17 protein-coding genes are annotated in these 16758 nt (G+C 65.0%); 14 read left to right on the top strand and 3 right to left on the bottom strand.

What is annotated here, in order from left to right:
* Nucleotides 1–37: 37 nt before the first annotated feature.
* Nucleotides 38–607: a hypothetical protein gene (locus E8F06_RS06870; RefSeq protein ID WP_280365529.1), complete on the bottom strand. Its 570-nt coding sequence runs from the start codon at nt 605–607 to the stop codon at nt 38–40.
* Between the two features lie 114 nt (nt 608–721).
* On the opposite strand from E8F06_RS06870, the gene E8F06_RS06865 reads away from it, so the two are divergent.
* The 6 genes from E8F06_RS06865 (at nt 722) to nadE (ending at nt 7149) form a co-directional block, all read left to right on the top strand.
* Complete coding sequence (locus E8F06_RS06865) at nt 722–1222, top strand: LEA type 2 family protein (RefSeq protein WP_271470364.1); 501 nt, start codon at nt 722–724, stop codon at nt 1220–1222.
* A gap of 7 nt (nt 1223–1229) precedes the next feature.
* A complete protein-coding gene (locus E8F06_RS06860; RefSeq protein ID WP_190833019.1) occupies nt 1230–1427 on the top strand; it encodes an SEC-C metal-binding domain-containing protein in 198 nt (65 codons plus the stop codon).
* Between the two features lie 81 nt (nt 1428–1508).
* On the top strand, nt 1509–2159 hold the full coding sequence (locus E8F06_RS06855) for a glutathione binding-like protein (protein WP_280365528.1): 651 nt from the start codon (nt 1509–1511) through the stop codon (nt 2157–2159).
* Nucleotides 2160–2242: 83 nt separating this feature from the next.
* Nucleotides 2243–4786, top strand: a complete 2544-nt coding sequence (locus tag E8F06_RS06850) for a penicillin acylase family protein (RefSeq protein ID WP_280365527.1) — start codon at nt 2243–2245, stop codon at nt 4784–4786.
* Between the two features lie 315 nt (nt 4787–5101).
* Entirely contained in the window at nt 5102–6307 is a 1206-nt protein-coding gene (gene pncB, locus E8F06_RS06845) for a nicotinate phosphoribosyltransferase (RefSeq protein ID WP_280365525.1), read from the top strand.
* A gap of 11 nt (nt 6308–6318) precedes the next feature.
* Nucleotides 6319–7149: an ammonia-dependent NAD(+) synthetase gene (gene nadE, locus E8F06_RS06840; RefSeq protein WP_280365523.1), complete on the top strand. Its 831-nt coding sequence runs from the start codon at nt 6319–6321 to the stop codon at nt 7147–7149.
* Nucleotides 7150–7296: 147 nt separating this feature from the next.
* Here the strand turns inward: nadE and dcd are convergent, their stop codons facing one another.
* Both dcd and apbC read right to left on the bottom strand, forming a co-directional pair.
* Complete coding sequence (dcd, locus tag E8F06_RS06835) at nt 7297–7863, bottom strand: dCTP deaminase (RefSeq protein WP_179060922.1); 567 nt, start codon at nt 7861–7863, stop codon at nt 7297–7299.
* A gap of 92 nt (nt 7864–7955) precedes the next feature.
* On the bottom strand, nt 7956–9050 hold the full coding sequence (gene apbC, locus E8F06_RS06830) for an iron-sulfur cluster carrier protein ApbC (RefSeq protein ID WP_280365512.1): 1095 nt from the start codon (nt 9048–9050) through the stop codon (nt 7956–7958).
* Nucleotides 9051–9196: 146 nt separating this feature from the next.
* Between apbC and metG the strand changes: the two genes are divergently transcribed.
* The 8 genes from metG (at nt 9197) to E8F06_RS06790 (ending at nt 16623) form a co-directional block, all read left to right on the top strand.
* On the top strand, nt 9197–11230 hold the full coding sequence (gene metG, locus E8F06_RS06825; protein ID WP_280365510.1) for a methionine--tRNA ligase: 2034 nt from the start codon (nt 9197–9199) through the stop codon (nt 11228–11230).
* A gap of 268 nt (nt 11231–11498) precedes the next feature.
* Nucleotides 11499–12053, top strand: coding sequence for an Rnf-Nqr domain containing protein (locus tag E8F06_RS06820; protein WP_280365508.1), 555 nt, complete (start codon nt 11499–11501; stop codon nt 12051–12053).
* On the top strand, nt 12050–13420 hold the full coding sequence (gene rsxB / locus E8F06_RS06815) for an electron transport complex subunit RsxB (RefSeq protein WP_280365505.1): 1371 nt from the start codon (nt 12050–12052) through the stop codon (nt 13418–13420). The genes E8F06_RS06820 and rsxB overlap by 4 nt, the downstream gene beginning before the upstream one ends.
* Nucleotides 13421–13519: 99 nt before the next feature.
* The gene (locus E8F06_RS06810; protein ID WP_280365502.1) at nt 13520–14527 is read left to right on the top strand and encodes an RnfABCDGE type electron transport complex subunit D; all 1008 of its coding nucleotides are present in this window, start codon (nt 13520–13522) and stop codon (nt 14525–14527) included.
* Nucleotides 14524–15132, top strand: coding sequence for an RnfABCDGE type electron transport complex subunit G (locus E8F06_RS06805; protein ID WP_280365499.1), 609 nt, complete (start codon nt 14524–14526; stop codon nt 15130–15132). Before E8F06_RS06810 ends, E8F06_RS06805 begins: the two co-directional genes overlap by 4 nt.
* Nucleotides 15129–15698, top strand: a complete 570-nt coding sequence (locus tag E8F06_RS06800) for an Rnf-Nqr domain containing protein (RefSeq protein ID WP_280365496.1) — start codon at nt 15129–15131, stop codon at nt 15696–15698. Before E8F06_RS06805 ends, E8F06_RS06800 begins: the two co-directional genes overlap by 4 nt.
* Nucleotides 15698–16336 (top strand): endonuclease III, encoded by a 639-nt coding sequence (gene nth / locus E8F06_RS06795; RefSeq protein ID WP_280365493.1) that lies wholly within the window; start codon nt 15698–15700, stop codon nt 16334–16336. Before E8F06_RS06800 ends, nth begins: the two co-directional genes overlap by 1 nt.
* A gap of 107 nt (nt 16337–16443) precedes the next feature.
* Nucleotides 16444–16623, top strand: a complete 180-nt coding sequence (locus E8F06_RS06790; RefSeq protein ID WP_151132350.1) for a hypothetical protein — start codon at nt 16444–16446, stop codon at nt 16621–16623.
* Nucleotides 16624–16758: the final 135 nt, after the last annotated feature.

Genomic DNA, 16758 nt, shown 5'->3' with positions numbered 1-16758 from the left:
TGACAAAGAGGCCCGCAGATCGCGGGCCTCTTGCTATCTATTTGCGCTCTTCCAGACGCAGGTGGGATGTGTCCGGCGGCGGCCCGGACGGGGCGGACTTCTGCTGCCCCATATCGCTACCCACAGGCGCCAGGCTCATTCCGGAGAAATCGAAGCGCGGTGTCGCCGCCTCCGGTTTGGCGTCCTGCAGATCGGCGCCGACGGGGGCGATGCCGAAGTCCGGAGCGTCCACGCCAACGAACGCGGCCATGTACTCATCGCGCGGAGCCACCTTCAAGCGGCCCGGTGCCTCGACCTGCGCCGGTACAGGCGCTGCCGCGGGATGAGCCTGGGGTTCAGGCTCCGGTGGCGGTGCCAGCTCCACTTCTTCTATTTCCGGTTCCATGGACAGCACCTCGACCAGCGCACCCGCGCGCTCCAGGGTCGAGCGGTATTTTTCCGCGGCGGCTTCATCCAGGTTGTTCTTGAGAATCACGCGACGCCCCGAAAACAGCGTGGCAATACGCTGGGCGTCGGCCTGGAACAATTTGGCCAGGTTGGCCTGCACCAGTTCCGGTCGCGCCCCGGGTACCAGCTTTCCGGAAAAGGCGATCTCGTAACGACCCATTGGTAACACTCCTGACCGAATTGCCCTGCAGTATGGCGCAGCTTTTTTTCGGCCCACAACAGGTTGCGGCCGAGCAGTTGCTTGTTACACTGAAGCGTCACTTGGAGTATTGCAATGTTTTCCCAGGCGCAAACGATAAGAATTCTCAGCCTACTGTTTTTCTTCGCCCTACCCTTTTCGGGCCTCAGCGGATGCTCCACCTGGATCAGCGACAGCTTCCAGGATCCCGACGTTCGCCTGCTCAAGGTCGATGTAGTCCGCGCCAAACTGCTGGAACAGCAGTTCGTGCTGCGCTTTCGCATCGACAACCCCAACGACGTCAGCCTGCCGGTGCGCGGGCTCGCCTATACCGTTCATCTCAATGACGTGAAGCTCGCTTCCGGCGAATCCAGCACCTGGTTTACCGTGCCGGCCCACGGCAGCCAGACCTTCGAAGTACCCGTGCGCACCAACCTGTGGCGGCACATGAAGTACATCGTGAAGCTCCTGGAAAAGCCCGACGAACCCATCAAGTACCGCCTGCAGGGCGAGGTGAAGACCGGGCTGATGTTCGGCAAGAGCGTGCACCTCACTCGCAATGGCGAGATAATCCCCGGCAGTTACATCCCGGAGTAGAACCTTCATGAGTCAAGAACCCCACGTCCATGGTCCGAACTGCAACCACGATCATGACCATGGCCACGATCACCACCACGTGCATGGCCCGCACTGCAACCACGGCCACCAGGAGCCGGTGCGCAACCCGCTGAAAGAAGTGGGCCGCAACGATCCCTGCCCTTGCGGCAGCCAGAAGAAGTTCAAGAAGTGCCACGGCGCCTGACGCCCCCGCACTCCTCCAGGCCCGCCTAGTGCGGGCCTGTTCGTTTCAGGGCCGAGCGAAAGGCCCACTGGAGCCGTCCCGATGATCGACCTGTACTACTGGACCACCCCCAACGGCCACAAGATCACCCTGTTCCTCGAAGAGGCTGGCCTGCCCTACCGCATCCACCCGATCAACATCGGCAAGGACGAACAGTTCCAGCCGCACTTCTTGAACATCTCGCCGAACAACCGTATCCCGGCCATCGTCGACCACGCGCCGTCGGACGGTGGCGAGCCGCTGTCCCTGTTCGAGTCCGGCGCCATCCTGCTCTACCTCGCCGAGAAGACCGGACGCTTCATCCCGCAAGACCTGCGCGGTCGCCAGGACTGCCTGCAGTGGCTGTTCTGGCAGATGGGCGGCCTGGGCCCGATGGCCGGACAGAACCACCACTTCAATCGCTTCGCCCCGGAAAAGCTGCCCTACGCTATCCAGCGCTATGTGAAGGAAACCGCGCGCCTGTACGGCGTGCTCGACAAGCGCCTGGCCGACCGTACCTATGTGGCCGGCAGCGAATACAGCATTGCCGACATGGCCATCTACCCCTGGATCGACCGCCACCCCTGGCAGGAACAGAACCTGGACGACTTCCCCAACCTCAAGCGCTGGTACCAGGTCATCCAGGCGCGCCCGGCTACCGTCCGGGCCTACGCGCTGGTGGAACAGGTCAACCCGGCCGCCGTGAAAAAGTAGGGCGGGCGGCGCTTGCACGGCGCGGGGCGGCTCACTAACGTAGCGCGTTTGATCAGATGCCCCCTCTCAGGAGAGCCCGTTCCATGGCTTCGCCAGCCTTCAAGCGCTTCCTTCCCCGGTTCTGCGTTGCCGCCGCCGCTGGCGCCATGATCGGCCTCAGCGGCTGCCAATCCTGGCTGGACAGCCGCTACTCGGACAGCCTGCCGCCCACTTCCGGCTTCCAGCCGGTCAAGGGGCTGGCACAGAGCGTCTCGATCCGTCGCAACCCGCTGGGCATGCCGCTGATCGAAACCACCACCTTCCACGACGCCCTGTTCACCCTTGGCTACGTGCACGCGTCGGACCGCCTCAGCCAGATGGTCGGCCTGCGTTTGATGGCCGAAGGCCGACTCGCTGAAATGGCCGGTCCCGGCGTGCTGGAGATCGACCGCTTCATGCGCGCGGTAAACCTGCGCAAGAGCGCCGACATCCTCTACAAGAACGCCTCGCCACGGTTGAAGGAGTTCTTCGCGGTCTACGCCCGTGGCGTCAACGCCTACCTCTATCGCTACCGCGACAAGCTGCCGATGGACCTGGCCGAGTCCGGCTACAAACCGGCCTACTGGAAGCCTGAAGACTCGGTGCTGGTGTTCACCCTGCTGAACTTCGGCCTGGCGGTGAACCTGCAGGAGGAGATCGCCTCCCTGGTGCTGGCGCAGAAGGTCGGCGCCGACAAGCTGGCCTGGCTCACGCCCGTCTACCCGGATGAGCCACTGCCCTTCGAGGAAGCCGAGAAGCTCAAGGGCCTCCAGCTCGGTGGCCAGATTCCGGGGCTGACCGCACTGAACGATGCTGCTGGACAGATCGCCGCGCTGGACATGCTCGGCGTCGCCGCCTCCAACAACTGGGCCATCGCCCCGCAGAAGAGCCGTACCGGCCGCAGCATCCTGGCCAACGACACGCACCTGCCGATCTCCATGCCCTCGGCGTGGAACTTCGTGCAGATCCGCTCGCCGAAATTCCAGGCCGCCGGTGTCTCCATTGCCGGTGTTCCAGCAATTGTCGCCGGCTACAACGGCAAACTGGCCTGGGGCATGACCATGGTCATGGGCGACAACCAGGACCTCTTCCTGGAGAAGATCAAGCGCGAAGGCAGCCGCCTTTACTACCAGGCCAATGGCAAGTGGGTGCCCGCCAGCGAGCGCATGGAAACCTTCTTCATCAAGGGCGAGCGCCCGGTGCGCGAGGTGATCTACGAAACCCGCCACGGACCGCTGCTGAACTCCGTGCTGGGCCAGCGCAAACATCCGCTGCAGCCGATGGAGATCAAGAGCGGCTACGGCATCGCCCTGCAGACCAGCCAGTTCGAGGCTGACCAGTCGCTGGAGGCCTTCTTCGCCCTGTCCCGCGCCCAGTCGGTGGAGCAGGCCCACGAGGCCACCCGCGAAATCCGCGCCATGGGCCTGAACATCCTCTACGCCGACGCCCAGCACATCGCCTGGCAGGTCACCGGCCGCTACCCGAATCGCCGCGAAGGCCGCGGCCTGCTGCCATCCCCCGGCTGGGACGGCCGCTACGACTGGGACAGCTATGCCGACCCGATGCTCCATCCCTACGACCAGGACCCGGCCCAGGGCTGGCTCGGCACCGCCAACCACCGCACCGTGCAGGGCGGTTACGGCGTGCAGCTGTCCAACTCCTGGTACTACCCGGAGCGCGCCGAGCGCATCGCGGAACTGGCCGGCGGCAGCGGTAAGCATGACTGGCAGAGCATGATCACCATGCAGTACGACCAGACCAGCCCCTTCCCGGCCAAGCTCAGGACCATGCTGCAGGACCCGGGCATGGCCGCGCCCCTCAAGCAGGCCATCAACGCCCTGCCGCCTGCCGAACGGGCCAAGGCGCAAGAAGGGCTCGACCGCCTGCTGGCCTTCGACGGCCGCCTCAGCCCGACGTCGGCGGACGCTGCCTTCTACGGGGCCTTCCTCCACGAGAGCGCGCGGCAGATCTTCCTCGACGAGCTGGGCCCGGAAACCAGTCCGGCCTGGCGCGCCCTGGTGCAGACCGCCGACCTCTCCTACTCCGCCCAGGCCGACCACCTGCTGGGCCGCGTCGACAGCCCGTTCTGGGACGACGTGCGCACCCCGCAGAAGGAAGACAAGCCGGCGATCCTCGCCCGCAGCCTGGCCAGCGCCATCAGCCTTGCCGAAGGCCGCATGGGTGCTGATCGCAAGGCCTGGCAATGGGGCAAGCTGCACACCTACGAGTGGGTCACCGAAAGCACCCAGCTGGCGCCGCACATGAGCGCCAGCCAGCGCACCGGCCTCAACGCCCTGAAGGGCTACCTGGATCGCGGCCCCTACCCGGCCGGCGGCGACCACAGCACCCTCAACGTCTCGGCCTACCACTGGGGACAGGGCTTCGACACCTGGCTGATCCCGGCGATGCGTATCGTCGTCGACTTCGGCCAGCCCGAGCCCATGATCGGCGTGAACAGTTCCGGCCAGTCCGGCAACCCGGCCAGCCCGCACTACGCCGACGGCATCGATGCCTGGCTGAAGGCGCGCTACATGAAGTTCCCCTTTCAGCCGCAGAACCTCGATGCTGTGTACGGCACCAAGCGCCTGATGCTGACCCCGCAAAAATGATCGAGCGGCGGCGGAACTTCCCGCCGCACCACCGTTCTGATCCGGTGGACTTACTCCATAGATCACATTTCAAGGCGCCCCCGGGCGCCTTTTCTTTTGCCTGATCGCCGGCAGGGAGCTGCCTTTACTGTGGGGGCGAATTCATTCGCAAAGGGATGCACAGCATCCCCCCACAAGTTCGCAAACCGGCCCTGCGGTCCGGTCAGCGAATGAATTCGCCCCCACAACGGGTACTGCCACAACCTTGCGCATCGCCGTTCCCTTGCCGCATCCTGCGCCCTTTCCATCGTCCGCCCGAAGCTCCGAGACTCGACCATGGCTGACAGCGCCTTCTCCGGCCGCATCATCCAGAACCTGCTGGATACCGACTTCTACAAACTGACCATGATGCAGGCGGTGCTGCACAACTACCCGAACGCCGAAGTCGAGTGGGAGTTCCGCTGTCGCAACGACGAAGACCTGACACCCTACCTCGCGGAAATCCGCTTCCAGATCGAGCAGCTGGCGGAGATCTCCATCACCCCCGACCAGTTGCACTTCCTCGAGCGCATCCCGTTCATAAAGCCGGACTTCATCCGCTTCCTCAGCCTGTTCCGCTTCAACCTGCGCTACCTGCAAGTGGGTATCGAGGACGGTCAGCTCTGCGTCCGGCTGCGCGGCCCCTGGCTGCACGTGATCCTCTTCGAGATTCCCCTGCTGGCGATCATCAGTGAGGTGCGCAACCGCTACCGCTATCGCGACGTCAAGCTGGTCCAGGCGCGGGAACAGCTCTACCGCAAGCTCGACTGGCTCAGGGCCAATGCCAGCGATGAAGAGCTGCAGGACTTCCAACTGGCGGACTTCGGTACCCGCCGGCGCTTCTCCTACAAGGTTCAGGAAGAAGTGGTGCACATCCTCAAGCGCGACTTCCCCGGCCGCTTCGTCGGCACCAGCAACATCCACCTGGCCCGCGAGTACGACATCAAGCCCATCGGCACCATGGCCCACGAATGGCTGATGGCGCACCAGCAGCTCGGCCCGCGCCTGATCGACAGCCAGATCGCCGCCCTCGATTGCTGGGTTCGTGAGTACCGTGGTCTGCTGGGCATCGCGCTAACCGACTGCATCAACATGCAGGCCTTCCTCAACGACTTCGACCTGTACTTCGCCAAGCTCTTCGATGGCCTGCGCCATGACTCCGGCGACCCGCTGGAATGGGCGGAAAAGGCCATCCGCCACTACCAGAAGCTGGGCATAGACCCGCAGACCAAGACCCTCGTATTCTCCGACGGCCTCGACCTGCCACGGGCACTGGCGCTCTTCCGTGCCCTGCGCGGGCGCATCCACGTCAGTTTCGGCATCGGCACCAACCTGACCTGCGACATCCCAGGCGTCGAGCCCATGAACATCGTGATCAAAATGACCGCCTGCAACGGCCAGCCGGTGGCGAAGATTTCCGATGAAGCGGGCAAGACCCAATGCCGCGACGAAAACTTCGTCGCCTACCTGAAGCACGTATTCCGCGTCACCGACGCCCAGTAAGGACTCCGCACATGAGCAGCAACCGCCAGCAAGAAATCGCCAAAGCCCTGGACGTTGTCCCGCCCTTCGCCGACGAAACCGCCCTGGTGGCCGAGATCGAGCGCCGCAAGGCCTTCATCAAGGACTGCCTGCGCAAGTCCGGCCTCAAGGCGCTGGTACTCGGCATCAGCGGCGGCGTCGATTCCACCACCGCCGGCCGTCTGGCCCAGCTCAGCGTCGAGGAACTGCGCGCCGAGACCGGCGATGACGGCTACCGTTTCATCGCCGTGCGCCTGCCCTACAACGTCCAGTACGACGAGGCGGACGCCCAGGTGGCGATGAACTTCATCCGTGCCGATGAAGAAGAAACCGTGAACATCGCCGACAGCGTGATCGGCCTGGCCGAACAGGTCACCCACCTGCACCATCTCGCCGACGCCCGCCGCGACTTCGTCACCGGCAACATCAAGGCGCGCATCCGCATGGTCGCCCAGTTCGCCATCGCCAACGCCAACAACGGACTGGTGATCGGCACCGACCACGCCGCCGAGGCGGTCATGGGCTTCTTCACCAAGTTTGGCGACGGCGCCTGCGACCTGGCTCCCCTCTCCGGTCTCGTGAAGAACCAGGTGCGCGCCATCGCCCGCTACCTGGGCGCGCCGGACAGCGCCGTGCACAAGGTCCCCACCGCCGACCTGGAAGAACTACGCCCCGGCAAGCCGGACGAAGAAGCACACGGCGTGACCTACACCGAGATCGACGCCTTCCTCCACGGCCAGGAAGTCAGCCAGCGCGCCTACGACATCATCGTCCGCACCTACGACAACTCCCAGCACAAGCGCATCCTGCCGCTGGTGCCCTGATCGGGTGATGGGTATCGCGTAGGGCTGGCGCGCCCCGGTGCTCTGTAGGTTGGTCTGAGCTCCGCGAAGCCCAACGCAGAGGCCCCGAATCGCAGCCACAAAAAAGCCGGGCAATCGCCCGGCTTTTTCACAGATGCCAGAAAGGCCTCAGGCCTTGGGCAGGGTCACGCCACGCTGGCCCTGATACTTGCCGCCACGGTCCTTGTAAGACACTTCGCACGCTTCGTCCGACTGCAGGAAGAGCATCTGCGCCACGCCTTCGTGGGCGTAGATCTTCGCCGGCAGGTTGGTGGTGTTGGAGAACTCCAGGGTCACATGACCTTCCCACTCGGGTTCCAGCGGGGTGACGTTGACGATGATGCCGCAGCGGGCATAGGTGCTCTTGCCGAGGCAGATGGTCAGCACATCGCGGGGAATGCGGAAGTATTCCACGGTGCGGGCCAGGGCGAAGGAGTTCGGCGGGATGATGCAGACGTCGCTGTTGATGTCGACGAAGCTCTTCTCGTCGAAGTTCTTCGGGTCCACCACAGCCGAATGGATGTTGGTGAACACCTTGAATTCGGCGGCGCAGCGCACGTCGTAGCCGTAGCTGGAAACGCCGTAGGAAATCACCCGGCTATCGTCCGCACCGCGCACCTGACGCTCGACGAACGGCTCGATCATGCCGTGCTCCAGCGCCATGCGGCGAATCCACTTGTCCGATTTGATAGTCATGGCGGGCGTCCTGTCAGGGGGGTGAAAAATTGACCGCGAATCTTACAGTCCGGCGAAGGCCCGGGCAAAGGCCCCGCCGGATGGCCGGAATGTCAGTCGTCGCTGATGGTGATGTTCGGCATGGCGGTGGCCGCTTGGTCGGACAGCGCGATTCGCGCCCCGACGCTGCGGGCCGCCTGCTGGTAGATCATGGCGATCTGGCTTTCCGGGTCGGCGATGGTGGTCGGCTTGCCACCATCGGATTGCATGCGAATGGCCATGGACAGCGGCAGCGATGCCAGCAGCTCGACGCCGTACTGCGCGGCCAGCTTCTCGCCACCGCCCTCGCCGAACAGGTGCTCGGCATGGCCGCAGTTGGAGCAGATGTGCACGGCCATGTTCTCCACCACGCCCAGCACCGGGATGTTCACCTTGCGGAACATCTCCACACCCTTCTTGGCATCCAGCAGCGCAAGGTCCTGCGGGGTGGTGACGATCACCGCACCGGCCACCGGCACCTTCTGCGCCAGGGTCAGCTGGATATCACCGGTGCCCGGCGGCATATCCACCACCAGGTAGTCGAGGTTTTCCCAGGCGGTCTGGGTGATCAGTTGGATCAGCGCACCGGAAACCATCGGGCCGCGCCACACCACCGGCGTGTTGTCGTCGGTGAGGAAGGCCATGGACATCACCTGGACACCATGCGCCTCAAGCGGAATGAAGAACTTCTGGTCACGCACCTTGGGCCGGGTGCCTTCGGGAATGCCGAACATGATGCCCTGGCTGGGGCCATAGATATCGGCGTCGAGGATGCCCACTCGCGCGCCTTCGCGGGCCAGCGCCAGGGCCAGGTTGGCGGCGGTGGTGGACTTGCCCACGCCGCCCTTGCCCGAGGCCACGGCGATGATGTTCTTCACGTTGGCCAGCGCCGGCACCTGCTCCTGGGCCTTGTGCGCCTCGATCACGCAATCCACCTGTACATCGGCGCTGTCCACGCCATCCAGGTTCTCCAGCGCCATCTTCAGCATCTGTGCCCAGCCGGCCTTGAACAGACCGGCGGCGTAGCCCAGTTCCAGGCGCACGCGGACCTTGCCGCCCTGGATATCGACCTCGCGCAGGCAACCGGCGCTGACCGGGTCCTGGTCGAGGTGGGGATCGGTGAACTGGCGCAGGGTTGCTTCAACCTGGGCGCGGGAAACGGTGCTCATGGCAAGACTCCAGGAAATATCCGAGCAAATCAGGCGGCTATCCTACCCGACCGCCCGGCCGCTTGGTCCTCCGCGCGTGAAAAAATCGCGGCGGGCCTATATAGTTGCCGACTTCCCTTCTGTTTTACATCCGGTAGCCGAGCACCATGACCGAGCCCCGCAAAATCCTTGTGACAAGCGCCCTTCCCTATGCCAACGGGTCCATCCACCTCGGGCATATGGTCGAGTACATCCAGACCGATATCTGGGTGCGCTTCCAGAAGATGCGTGGCAACCAGGCCGTCTATGTCTGCGCCGACGACGCCCACGGTTCGGCAATCATGCTGCGCGCCGAAAAGGAGGGCATCACCTCCGAGCAACTGATCGACAACGTCCGCGCCGAGCACACTACCGACTTCGCCGACTTCCTGGTGGACTTCGACAACTACCACTCCACCCATTCGGAAGAAAACCGCGTCCTGTCCAGCAGCATCTACACCAAGCTGCGCGACTCCGGTCACATCGGCACCCGTCCGGTGACCCAGTACTACGACCCGGAAAAGGAAATGTTCCTGGCCGACCGCTTCATCAAGGGCACCTGCCCGAAGTGCGGCACCGAAGACCAGTACGGCGACAACTGCGAATCCTGCGGCGCGACCTACTCGCCCACCGAACTGAAGAACCCGAAGTCCGCCATCTCCGGCGCCACTCCGGTGCTCAAGGAATCCCTGCACTACTTCTTCAAGCTGCCGAACTTCGACGCCATGCTGAAAGAGTGGACCCGCAGCGGCGCCCTGCAGGAGTCGGTGGCCAACAAGATCGCCGAATGGCTGGATGCCGGCCTGCAGGAGTGGGACATCAGCCGTGATGCGCCCTACTTCGGCTTCGAGATCCCGGACGCGCCCGGCAAGTACTTCTATGTCTGGCTGGACGCGCCCATCGGCTACATGGCCAGCTTCCAGAACCTCTGCGCGCGCCGTCCGGAACTGGACTTCGACGCGTTCTGGAACAAGGATTCCAAGGCCGAGCTGTACCACTTCATCGGCAAGGACATCGTCAACTTCCACGCCCTGTTCTGGCCCGCCATGCTCGAAGGCGCCGGCTACCGCAAGCCGACCGCACTGAACGTGCACGGCTACCTGACCGTGAACGGCCAGAAGATGTCCAAGTCCCGTGGCACCTTCATCAAGGCGCGCACCTACCTGGATCACCTGCAGCCGGAATACCTTCGCTACTACTACGCGTCCAAGCTGAGCCGCAGCGTCGACGACCTCGACCTGAACCTCGAGGACTTCGTGCAAAAGGTCAACTCCGACCTGGTGGGCAAGGTGGTCAACATCGCCAGCCGTTGCGCCGGTTTCATCCACAAGGGCAACGCCGGCAAGCTGGTGGCCGAGAATGCCGCGCCGGAGCTGTTCGCCGACTTCGCTGCCGCAGCCCCGAGCATCACTGAAGCCTACGAGAACCGTGACTTCGCCCGCGCCATGCGCGAAATCATGGCCCTGGCCGACCGCGCCAACGCCTGGATCGCCGACAAGGCGCCCTGGGCCCTGGCCAAGCAGGAAGGCAAGCAGGCCGAGGTACAGGCTGTCTGCGCCGCTGGCGTGAACCTGTTCCGCCAACTGGTGATCTTCCTCAAGCCCGTGCTGCCGCATCTGGCCGCCGCCGCCGAGCAGTTCCTCAACGTCGCCCCGTTGACCTGGGATGACCACAAGGTGCTGCTGGCCGACCACCAACTGAACGCCTTCAACCCGCTGATGACCCGCATCGAGCCAGCGAAGATCGAAGCCATGGTCGCCGCCTCCAAGGAAGACCTGGCCGCCGCCTCGGCGCCCAAGGGCAACGGCGAACTGGAGAAGGACCCGCTGGCAGCGGAAATCGCCTTTGACACCTTCGCCGCCGTCGACCTGCGCATCGCGCTGATCGAGAAGGCCGAGTTCGTCGAAGGCGCCGACAAGCTGCTGCGCCTCTCCCTGGACATCGGCGATGCCAAGCGCAACGTCTTCTCCGGCATCAAGAGCGCCTACCCGGACCCGAGCAAGCTGGAAGGCCGCCTCACCCTGTACGTCGCCAACCTGGCGGCGCGCAAGATGAAGTTCGGCGTATCCGAGGGCATGGTCCTGGCCGCCGGCCCCGGTGGCGAGGAAATCTACCTGCTCAGCCCGGACAGCGGCGCCAAGCCCGGCCAGCGCGTGAAATAACACCGCAAGCTCCAGCAAAATGCCCGCTCCTGCGGGCATTTTTGCTTCGGAGCTTCAACCCTTGGCCCCATACGCAGGATGTGGCGGGCGGCGCTCCGCTGGAGCGAAGCGATACCCATCGCTGACTTCTGCCCGCCGACCGAATCCGCATGGACCTGAGCTAGCCTTGTAGCAGGGCGCTGGCCATCGCGACCGCGCCCCTGTACCGCTCCGGCTGCATCCCGGATAATACGCGGCCCTTTTTCCAGCCTGGCGACGCTCCGTCCCTATGACCGACTTCATCTTCGCCCTGCTCGGCGCGGCCCTGGTCAACAACCTCATTCTCGGCCTGCCCCTGGGCGCCGACAGCCTGCGTCAGCCGCGCAGCCGTGCGCTGGCCCTGGCCGGCGGTGTGTTGATCGCGCTGGCCACGCCCATCGCCTGGCTGCTCGAACAGCTTGTGCTGGCCCCGCTGGGTCTCGAATCGCTGCGCCTGTTCATCTTCCTGCCGCTGCTGGCGCCGCTTGCCTGGCTCTGCCTGGAAGGATTGGCCCGTGTAGGGCCGAACCTGTCGCGGGACGGCCTCTGGCCACTGCTGCTGGCCAACGGCGCGGCCCTGGGCGCCATGCTGGTCGGCAGCGCCGGCGGCTTTGGCTCGGCCCTCGGCCTGGGCCTTGGCGGTGGCATCGGTTTCTGGCTGGTGCTGACCCTGTTCGACGACCTGCTGCAACAGGTGGATGAAACCAAAGTGCCTGCCGTCTTCCGTGGTACCCCGATGCTGCTGATCTGCGCCGGCCTGATGGGCCTGGCCTTCCTCGGCTTCAATGGCATGGGGGCGCAATGAGCCAGGCCAACCTGATCCAGAGCATCGATGCCCTCCTGCCGCAAACGCAGTGTGGCAAGTGTGGTCACCCCGGCTGCAAGCCCTACGCCGAAGGTATCGCCCAAGGCGAAGCGATCAACAAGTGCCCGCCCGGCGGCACCACCACCATCATCGCCCTGGCCGACTTGCTGAAGGTCCAGCCGCTGCCGCTGGATGCGCCCAACGGCCCGGTGCCGCCGCAGATCGCGTTCATCCGCGAGGCGGAATGCATCGGCTGCACCAAGTGCATCCAGGCCTGCCCGGTGGACGCCATCGTCGGCGCAGCCAAGCAGATGCACACCGTCATCACCGACGAATGCACCGGCTGCGAACTCTGCGTGGTGCCCTGTCCGGTGGACTGCATCGATATCCTGCCCCTTGCCGAACCGGCCGCCGGCGCCCAGCGCGGCCACGCCGACCAGTTCCGCGAGCGCTTCGAATTCCGCAATGCACGCTTGGCGCGCGAGGAAGCCCGCCGCCAGGCCGAACGTGAAGCCCGTGCCGCCCGCGCAGCCCAGGTACAGCAGAGCACCGCTGCCGCGCCGCAGGACGCCGTGCAGGCCGCCATCGAACGGGTGAAGGCGCAGAAGGCCGCCACACCGAGCCTGAGCGACCAGCAGAAGCGCCTGAAGATCGAGGCCGCCATGGCCCAGGTGGCGCTGAAGAAGGCCGAAGACAAGCTGGAGGTCTACGGCACGTCCGACCTGCAGGCACTGGTCGTCGAACTGCGTGCCGCCAACGAGAAAGCCCAGGCCGCGCTCAAGGCAGCGCTGGAGGCCGCTGCGCCACAGGCAGACGAGGCCACGCTCAAGCAGGCGAAGATCGCCGCCGCCATGAGCCGCACCCAGTTGGCACGGGCCGAGAAAGCCTTTGGCGAATCCCCCACTGCCGAACAACAGTCCCAGCTGGCTGAACTGCGCGCCGCCGTGGACCAGGCACAACAACGCCTGGACGCTGCTCACGGCACCCCGGCCGCGCCCGTGGCCACTGAGGGGGAAACGCGCCTCAAGCAGGCCAAGATCGCCCTCGTCAGCCGTCGCGCAGAGCTCAAGGGCGCCGAACAGCGCGGCGCCAGCGAGGCGGAACTGGCTCCGTTGCGCCAGGCGCTGGCCGATGCCGAAGCCGCCCTGCACACCGCCGAGGACGCCTCCGGCAAGCAGCCGCCCGACCTGCAGCGCATCGACAAGCGCCCCGTGGACCCGGCCGTGCGCGCGCTGAAAACCGAACTGGCCTACGCCCGCGCCGACGTCAGCAAGCTGGAACGCCAGGCCGACGCCGACCCGGCAGCGCTGGCCCAGGCCCGCGAACGCCTGGCCCGGGCTGAGCGAAACCTCAATGAGCAGCGCTGAGCAGTGCTTCGTCTGTAGGAGCGAGCTTGCTCGCGAACGCACGCTGCAGCGCATTCTTCGCGAGCAAGCTCGCTCCTACGATTTCTTGCGAGTCCGGCCATGACCACACGCCCGGCCTTCGACCCGCGCCCCAGCATGCAGCTGGTGCTGGTCGCCTGCCTGCCGGGCCTTCTCGCGTTGTTCTGGCAATACGGCTGGGGCAGCGTGCTGCAATTGCTGGTGGCATTGCCGGTCGCCGTCGCCTGCGAGGCCCTGGTGCGCTGCCTGCGCCAGCAGCCCGCCGTGCCGGAGTCGTCGCTCCTCAACCAGCCGTTGCTGGGTGAAGGCAGTGCCCTGGTCAGCGCCGTGTTGCTCGCGCTGGCCCTGCCGCCCTACTCGCCCTGGTGGCTGACCGCCAGTGCCTGCGCCTTCGCCCTGCTGTTCGGCAAGGCGCTGTTCGGTGGCTTCGGCCAGAACCCCCTCAACCCGGCCATGCTTGGCTACGCCCTGGTACTGGTGGCCTTTCCCGCTCACCTCAACCAGTGGCCTACACCGGGCCAGCACCCAGGCCTCGGCGAATCCCTGCAACAGGTGCTGGGCATCGGCGGCGGGCTGGTGGACGGCTGGAGCCAGGCCACCGCGCTGGACAACCTCAAGCACAACAACCGCCTGACCATCGATGAACTCTTCGCCGGCCACGTCGCCTTCGGCGGCTTCGGTGGACGCGGCGCAGAATGGGTCAACCTGGCGTTCCTGCTGGGCGGCCTGTTCCTGCTGCAACGCAGGGTGATCCGCTGGCACGCCCCAGTCGGCCTGCTCGCCGGCCTCTTCGTCATCAGCCTGCTGTGCTGGAACGGCAGCGGTTCGGACTCCAACGGTTCGCCGATCTTCCACCTGTTCAGCGGCGCCACCATGCTAGGGGCCTTCTTCATCGCCACCGAGCCCGTGTCCGGCGCTGCCAGCGACCGCGGCCGCCTGCTGTTTGGCGTCGGCGTCGGATTGCTGGTCTACGTGATTCGCACCTGGGGCGGTTACGCCGACGGTATGGCCTTCGCCATCCTGCTGATGAACCTGCTGGTTCCCGCCATCGACCGCTATGCCCCACGCAACACGGAGGCGCAGGCATGAAGGGTCGCAGCCTGGCCATCCTGGCCGCACTAGCCGGTCTTGGCCTTGCAGTGCTGATCGCCGCCGACCAGCTCCTCGCCGGGCGCATCGACGCCGAACGCCAGGCCGCCGATGAGCGCGCCCTGCTCGATCTGTTGCCCCCGGGCAGCTACGACAACCATCCACTCGCCCAACCCATCGCCCTGCCGGAAAGCGAGTTGCTGGGCAACCCTGCTCCCACGCAGGCCTGGCTCGCCACCCGCGAAGGGACGCCAGTGGCCGTGCTGCTGCCGGCCATCGCCAAAGGCTACGAAGGCCCGATCCGCTTGCTGTTGGCCATTCGCCCGGACGGCCGGCTGCTGGCCACCAAGGTGCTTGGCCATCGCGAAACCCCCGGTATCGGCGACCGCATCGAGCCGGCTCGCAGCACCTGGCTGCGGATATTCACCGACGCATCCCTGGCCAGCCATCCCGAGGCGGAGTGGCGGGTAAAGGCCGACAAGGGCGAGTTCGATGAGATCGCCGGCGCCACCATCACCTCCCGCGCAGTGGTCAGCACCACCCAGCACGCGCTGCAATTCTTCGACGGCCACCGCCTGCTGCTACTCGGGGAGAAAGCGCCATGAGACCCGGTCACTTCGGTTTGATGGGGCTGGTCCTGCTGCTGGGCGCCACCGACCTGCTGGTGAAGGGGCTTGGCCTGGCCATGACGGCGCTGCCCGTGCTGCTGCTTTTCGGCGTGGCCCTGCCTGCCCTGCGCCGTCATCTGGAAGGCGCCGGCTACTGGCTGGGCGCGTTGCTGCTGTCCGCGCTGCTGGCGAGCCTGGCAAGCCTGCTGCTGCAAGCCGGTGCCTTTGAACTTCACCGTGCCCTGGGTCCCTATCTCTACCTGCTGGTACTGCCCTGCCTGCAACTGGCCGCAAGAGAGTCCACGGATATTCTCGACGGCCTCGGCGCCGGGCTGGCGTTCGCGCTGCTCGCCGTGCTGCTGGGCACGCTGCGCGAAGTGCTCGGCCACGCCAGTCTGTTCACCCACTTCGACTGGCTGCTGGGCCCGCTCGCCCTGGGTTGGCGCCTGCAATTCGGTGCCGACGGCATTCCCCTGTTCGCCGTCGCGCCCGGAGCCTTTATCCTGCTAGGTACGCTACTGGCGCTCTGGCGCCGCCTGACCACCCGGACCGCTGACTTCTGATGAACGCCGCGAAACGCTACGAAATCTTCCGCCGCCTCCACGACGACGACCCCAACCCCACCACCGAACTGGCCTACAGCACCCCCTTCGAGCTGCTGATCGCGGTGATCCTCTCCGCCCAGGCGACGGACGTGGGCGTGAACAAGGCCACGGCCAAGCTCTACCCGGTGGCCAACACCCCGGAAGCCATCTACGCCCTCGGCGTCGATGGCCTGTCGGAGTACATCAAGACCATCGGCCTGTACAACAGCAAGGCGAAGAACGTCATCGAGACGTGCCGCCTCCTCATCGAGAAACATGGCAGCCAGGTGCCGGACAACCGCGAGGACCTCGAGGCCCTGCCCGGCGTCGGACGCAAGACGGCCAACGTGGTGCTCAATACCGCCTTCCGCCAACCCGCCATGGCCGTGGATACGCACATCTTCAGGGTCAGCAATCGCACCGGCATCGCCCCCGGCAAGAACGTGCTGGAAGTGGAGAAGAAGCTGCTGAAATTCGTTCCAAAAGAATTCCTGCTGGACGCGCACCATTGGCTGATCCTGCACGGCCGCTACGTCTGCGTGGCCCGCAAACCGCGCTGCGGCGCGTGCCGCATCGAAGATCTGTGCGAATACAAGGCGAAGACTTCGGACGATTGATGTCCTATTAAATCGCTCAGGTATCTGATTGAAAAAATCTTTTTTACCGGCTCTGGCTTTGTGGTTATAAGGTGCGCCAATAGCGCCCCGCTTTGTGGAGTGACCCTATGAGCACAGCCAAAGACGATATCGAGCTCGAAGAAGAATTCGTTTCCGAAGATGCCGAAGAATCGGAAGCCCCGGCAGAAGCCGCCAAGACCAACCTGACCAAGCGCCGCATCATCGACAACTACCTCGAAGAACGACGTTTGCAGAAGCAGCTTTCCGATTACGACTTCGACCTGTAATCGGCACCTTGCCCAGAAGCCCCGCAATTGCGGGGCTTTTTGTTGTCCGCGTTAGCGGCTGTAGGAGCTAGCTTGCTAGCGAAAAGGGGCCATTCGCTGGCAAGCCAGCTCCTACAGGGCGCATCCCGTTTAGCC

The sequence above is a fragment of the Pseudomonas sp. BN411 genome (assembly GCF_029871235.1).
GTDB lineage: Bacteria > Pseudomonadota > Gammaproteobacteria > Pseudomonadales > Pseudomonadaceae > Metapseudomonas.
This window is presented reverse-complemented; position numbering and strand designations above follow the sequence as displayed.

Coding starts and splice junctions, on each gene's coding strand:
- E8F06_RS06870 (WP_280365529.1), bottom strand. CDS start 607: ATGGGTCGTTACGAGATCGCCTTTTCCGGAAAGCTGGTACCCGGGGCG.
- E8F06_RS06865 (WP_271470364.1), top strand. CDS start 722: ATGTTTTCCCAGGCGCAAACGATAAGAATTCTCAGCCTACTGTTTTTC.
- E8F06_RS06860 (WP_190833019.1), top strand. CDS start 1,230: ATGAGTCAAGAACCCCACGTCCATGGTCCGAACTGCAACCACGATCAT.
- E8F06_RS06855 (WP_280365528.1), top strand. CDS start 1,509: ATGATCGACCTGTACTACTGGACCACCCCCAACGGCCACAAGATCACC.
- E8F06_RS06850 (WP_280365527.1), top strand. CDS start 2,243: ATGGCTTCGCCAGCCTTCAAGCGCTTCCTTCCCCGGTTCTGCGTTGCC.
- pncB (WP_280365525.1), top strand. CDS start 5,102: ATGGCTGACAGCGCCTTCTCCGGCCGCATCATCCAGAACCTGCTGGAT.
- nadE (WP_280365523.1), top strand. CDS start 6,319: ATGAGCAGCAACCGCCAGCAAGAAATCGCCAAAGCCCTGGACGTTGTC.
- dcd (WP_179060922.1), bottom strand. CDS start 7,863: ATGACTATCAAATCGGACAAGTGGATTCGCCGCATGGCGCTGGAGCAC.
- apbC (WP_280365512.1), bottom strand. CDS start 9,050: ATGAGCACCGTTTCCCGCGCCCAGGTTGAAGCAACCCTGCGCCAGTTC.
- metG (WP_280365510.1), top strand. CDS start 9,197: ATGACCGAGCCCCGCAAAATCCTTGTGACAAGCGCCCTTCCCTATGCC.
- E8F06_RS06820 (WP_280365508.1), top strand. CDS start 11,499: ATGACCGACTTCATCTTCGCCCTGCTCGGCGCGGCCCTGGTCAACAAC.
- rsxB (WP_280365505.1), top strand. CDS start 12,050: ATGAGCCAGGCCAACCTGATCCAGAGCATCGATGCCCTCCTGCCGCAA.
- E8F06_RS06810 (WP_280365502.1), top strand. CDS start 13,520: ATGACCACACGCCCGGCCTTCGACCCGCGCCCCAGCATGCAGCTGGTG.
- E8F06_RS06805 (WP_280365499.1), top strand. CDS start 14,524: ATGAAGGGTCGCAGCCTGGCCATCCTGGCCGCACTAGCCGGTCTTGGC.
- E8F06_RS06800 (WP_280365496.1), top strand. CDS start 15,129: ATGAGACCCGGTCACTTCGGTTTGATGGGGCTGGTCCTGCTGCTGGGC.
- nth (WP_280365493.1), top strand. CDS start 15,698: ATGAACGCCGCGAAACGCTACGAAATCTTCCGCCGCCTCCACGACGAC.
- E8F06_RS06790 (WP_151132350.1), top strand. CDS start 16,444: ATGAGCACAGCCAAAGACGATATCGAGCTCGAAGAAGAATTCGTTTCC.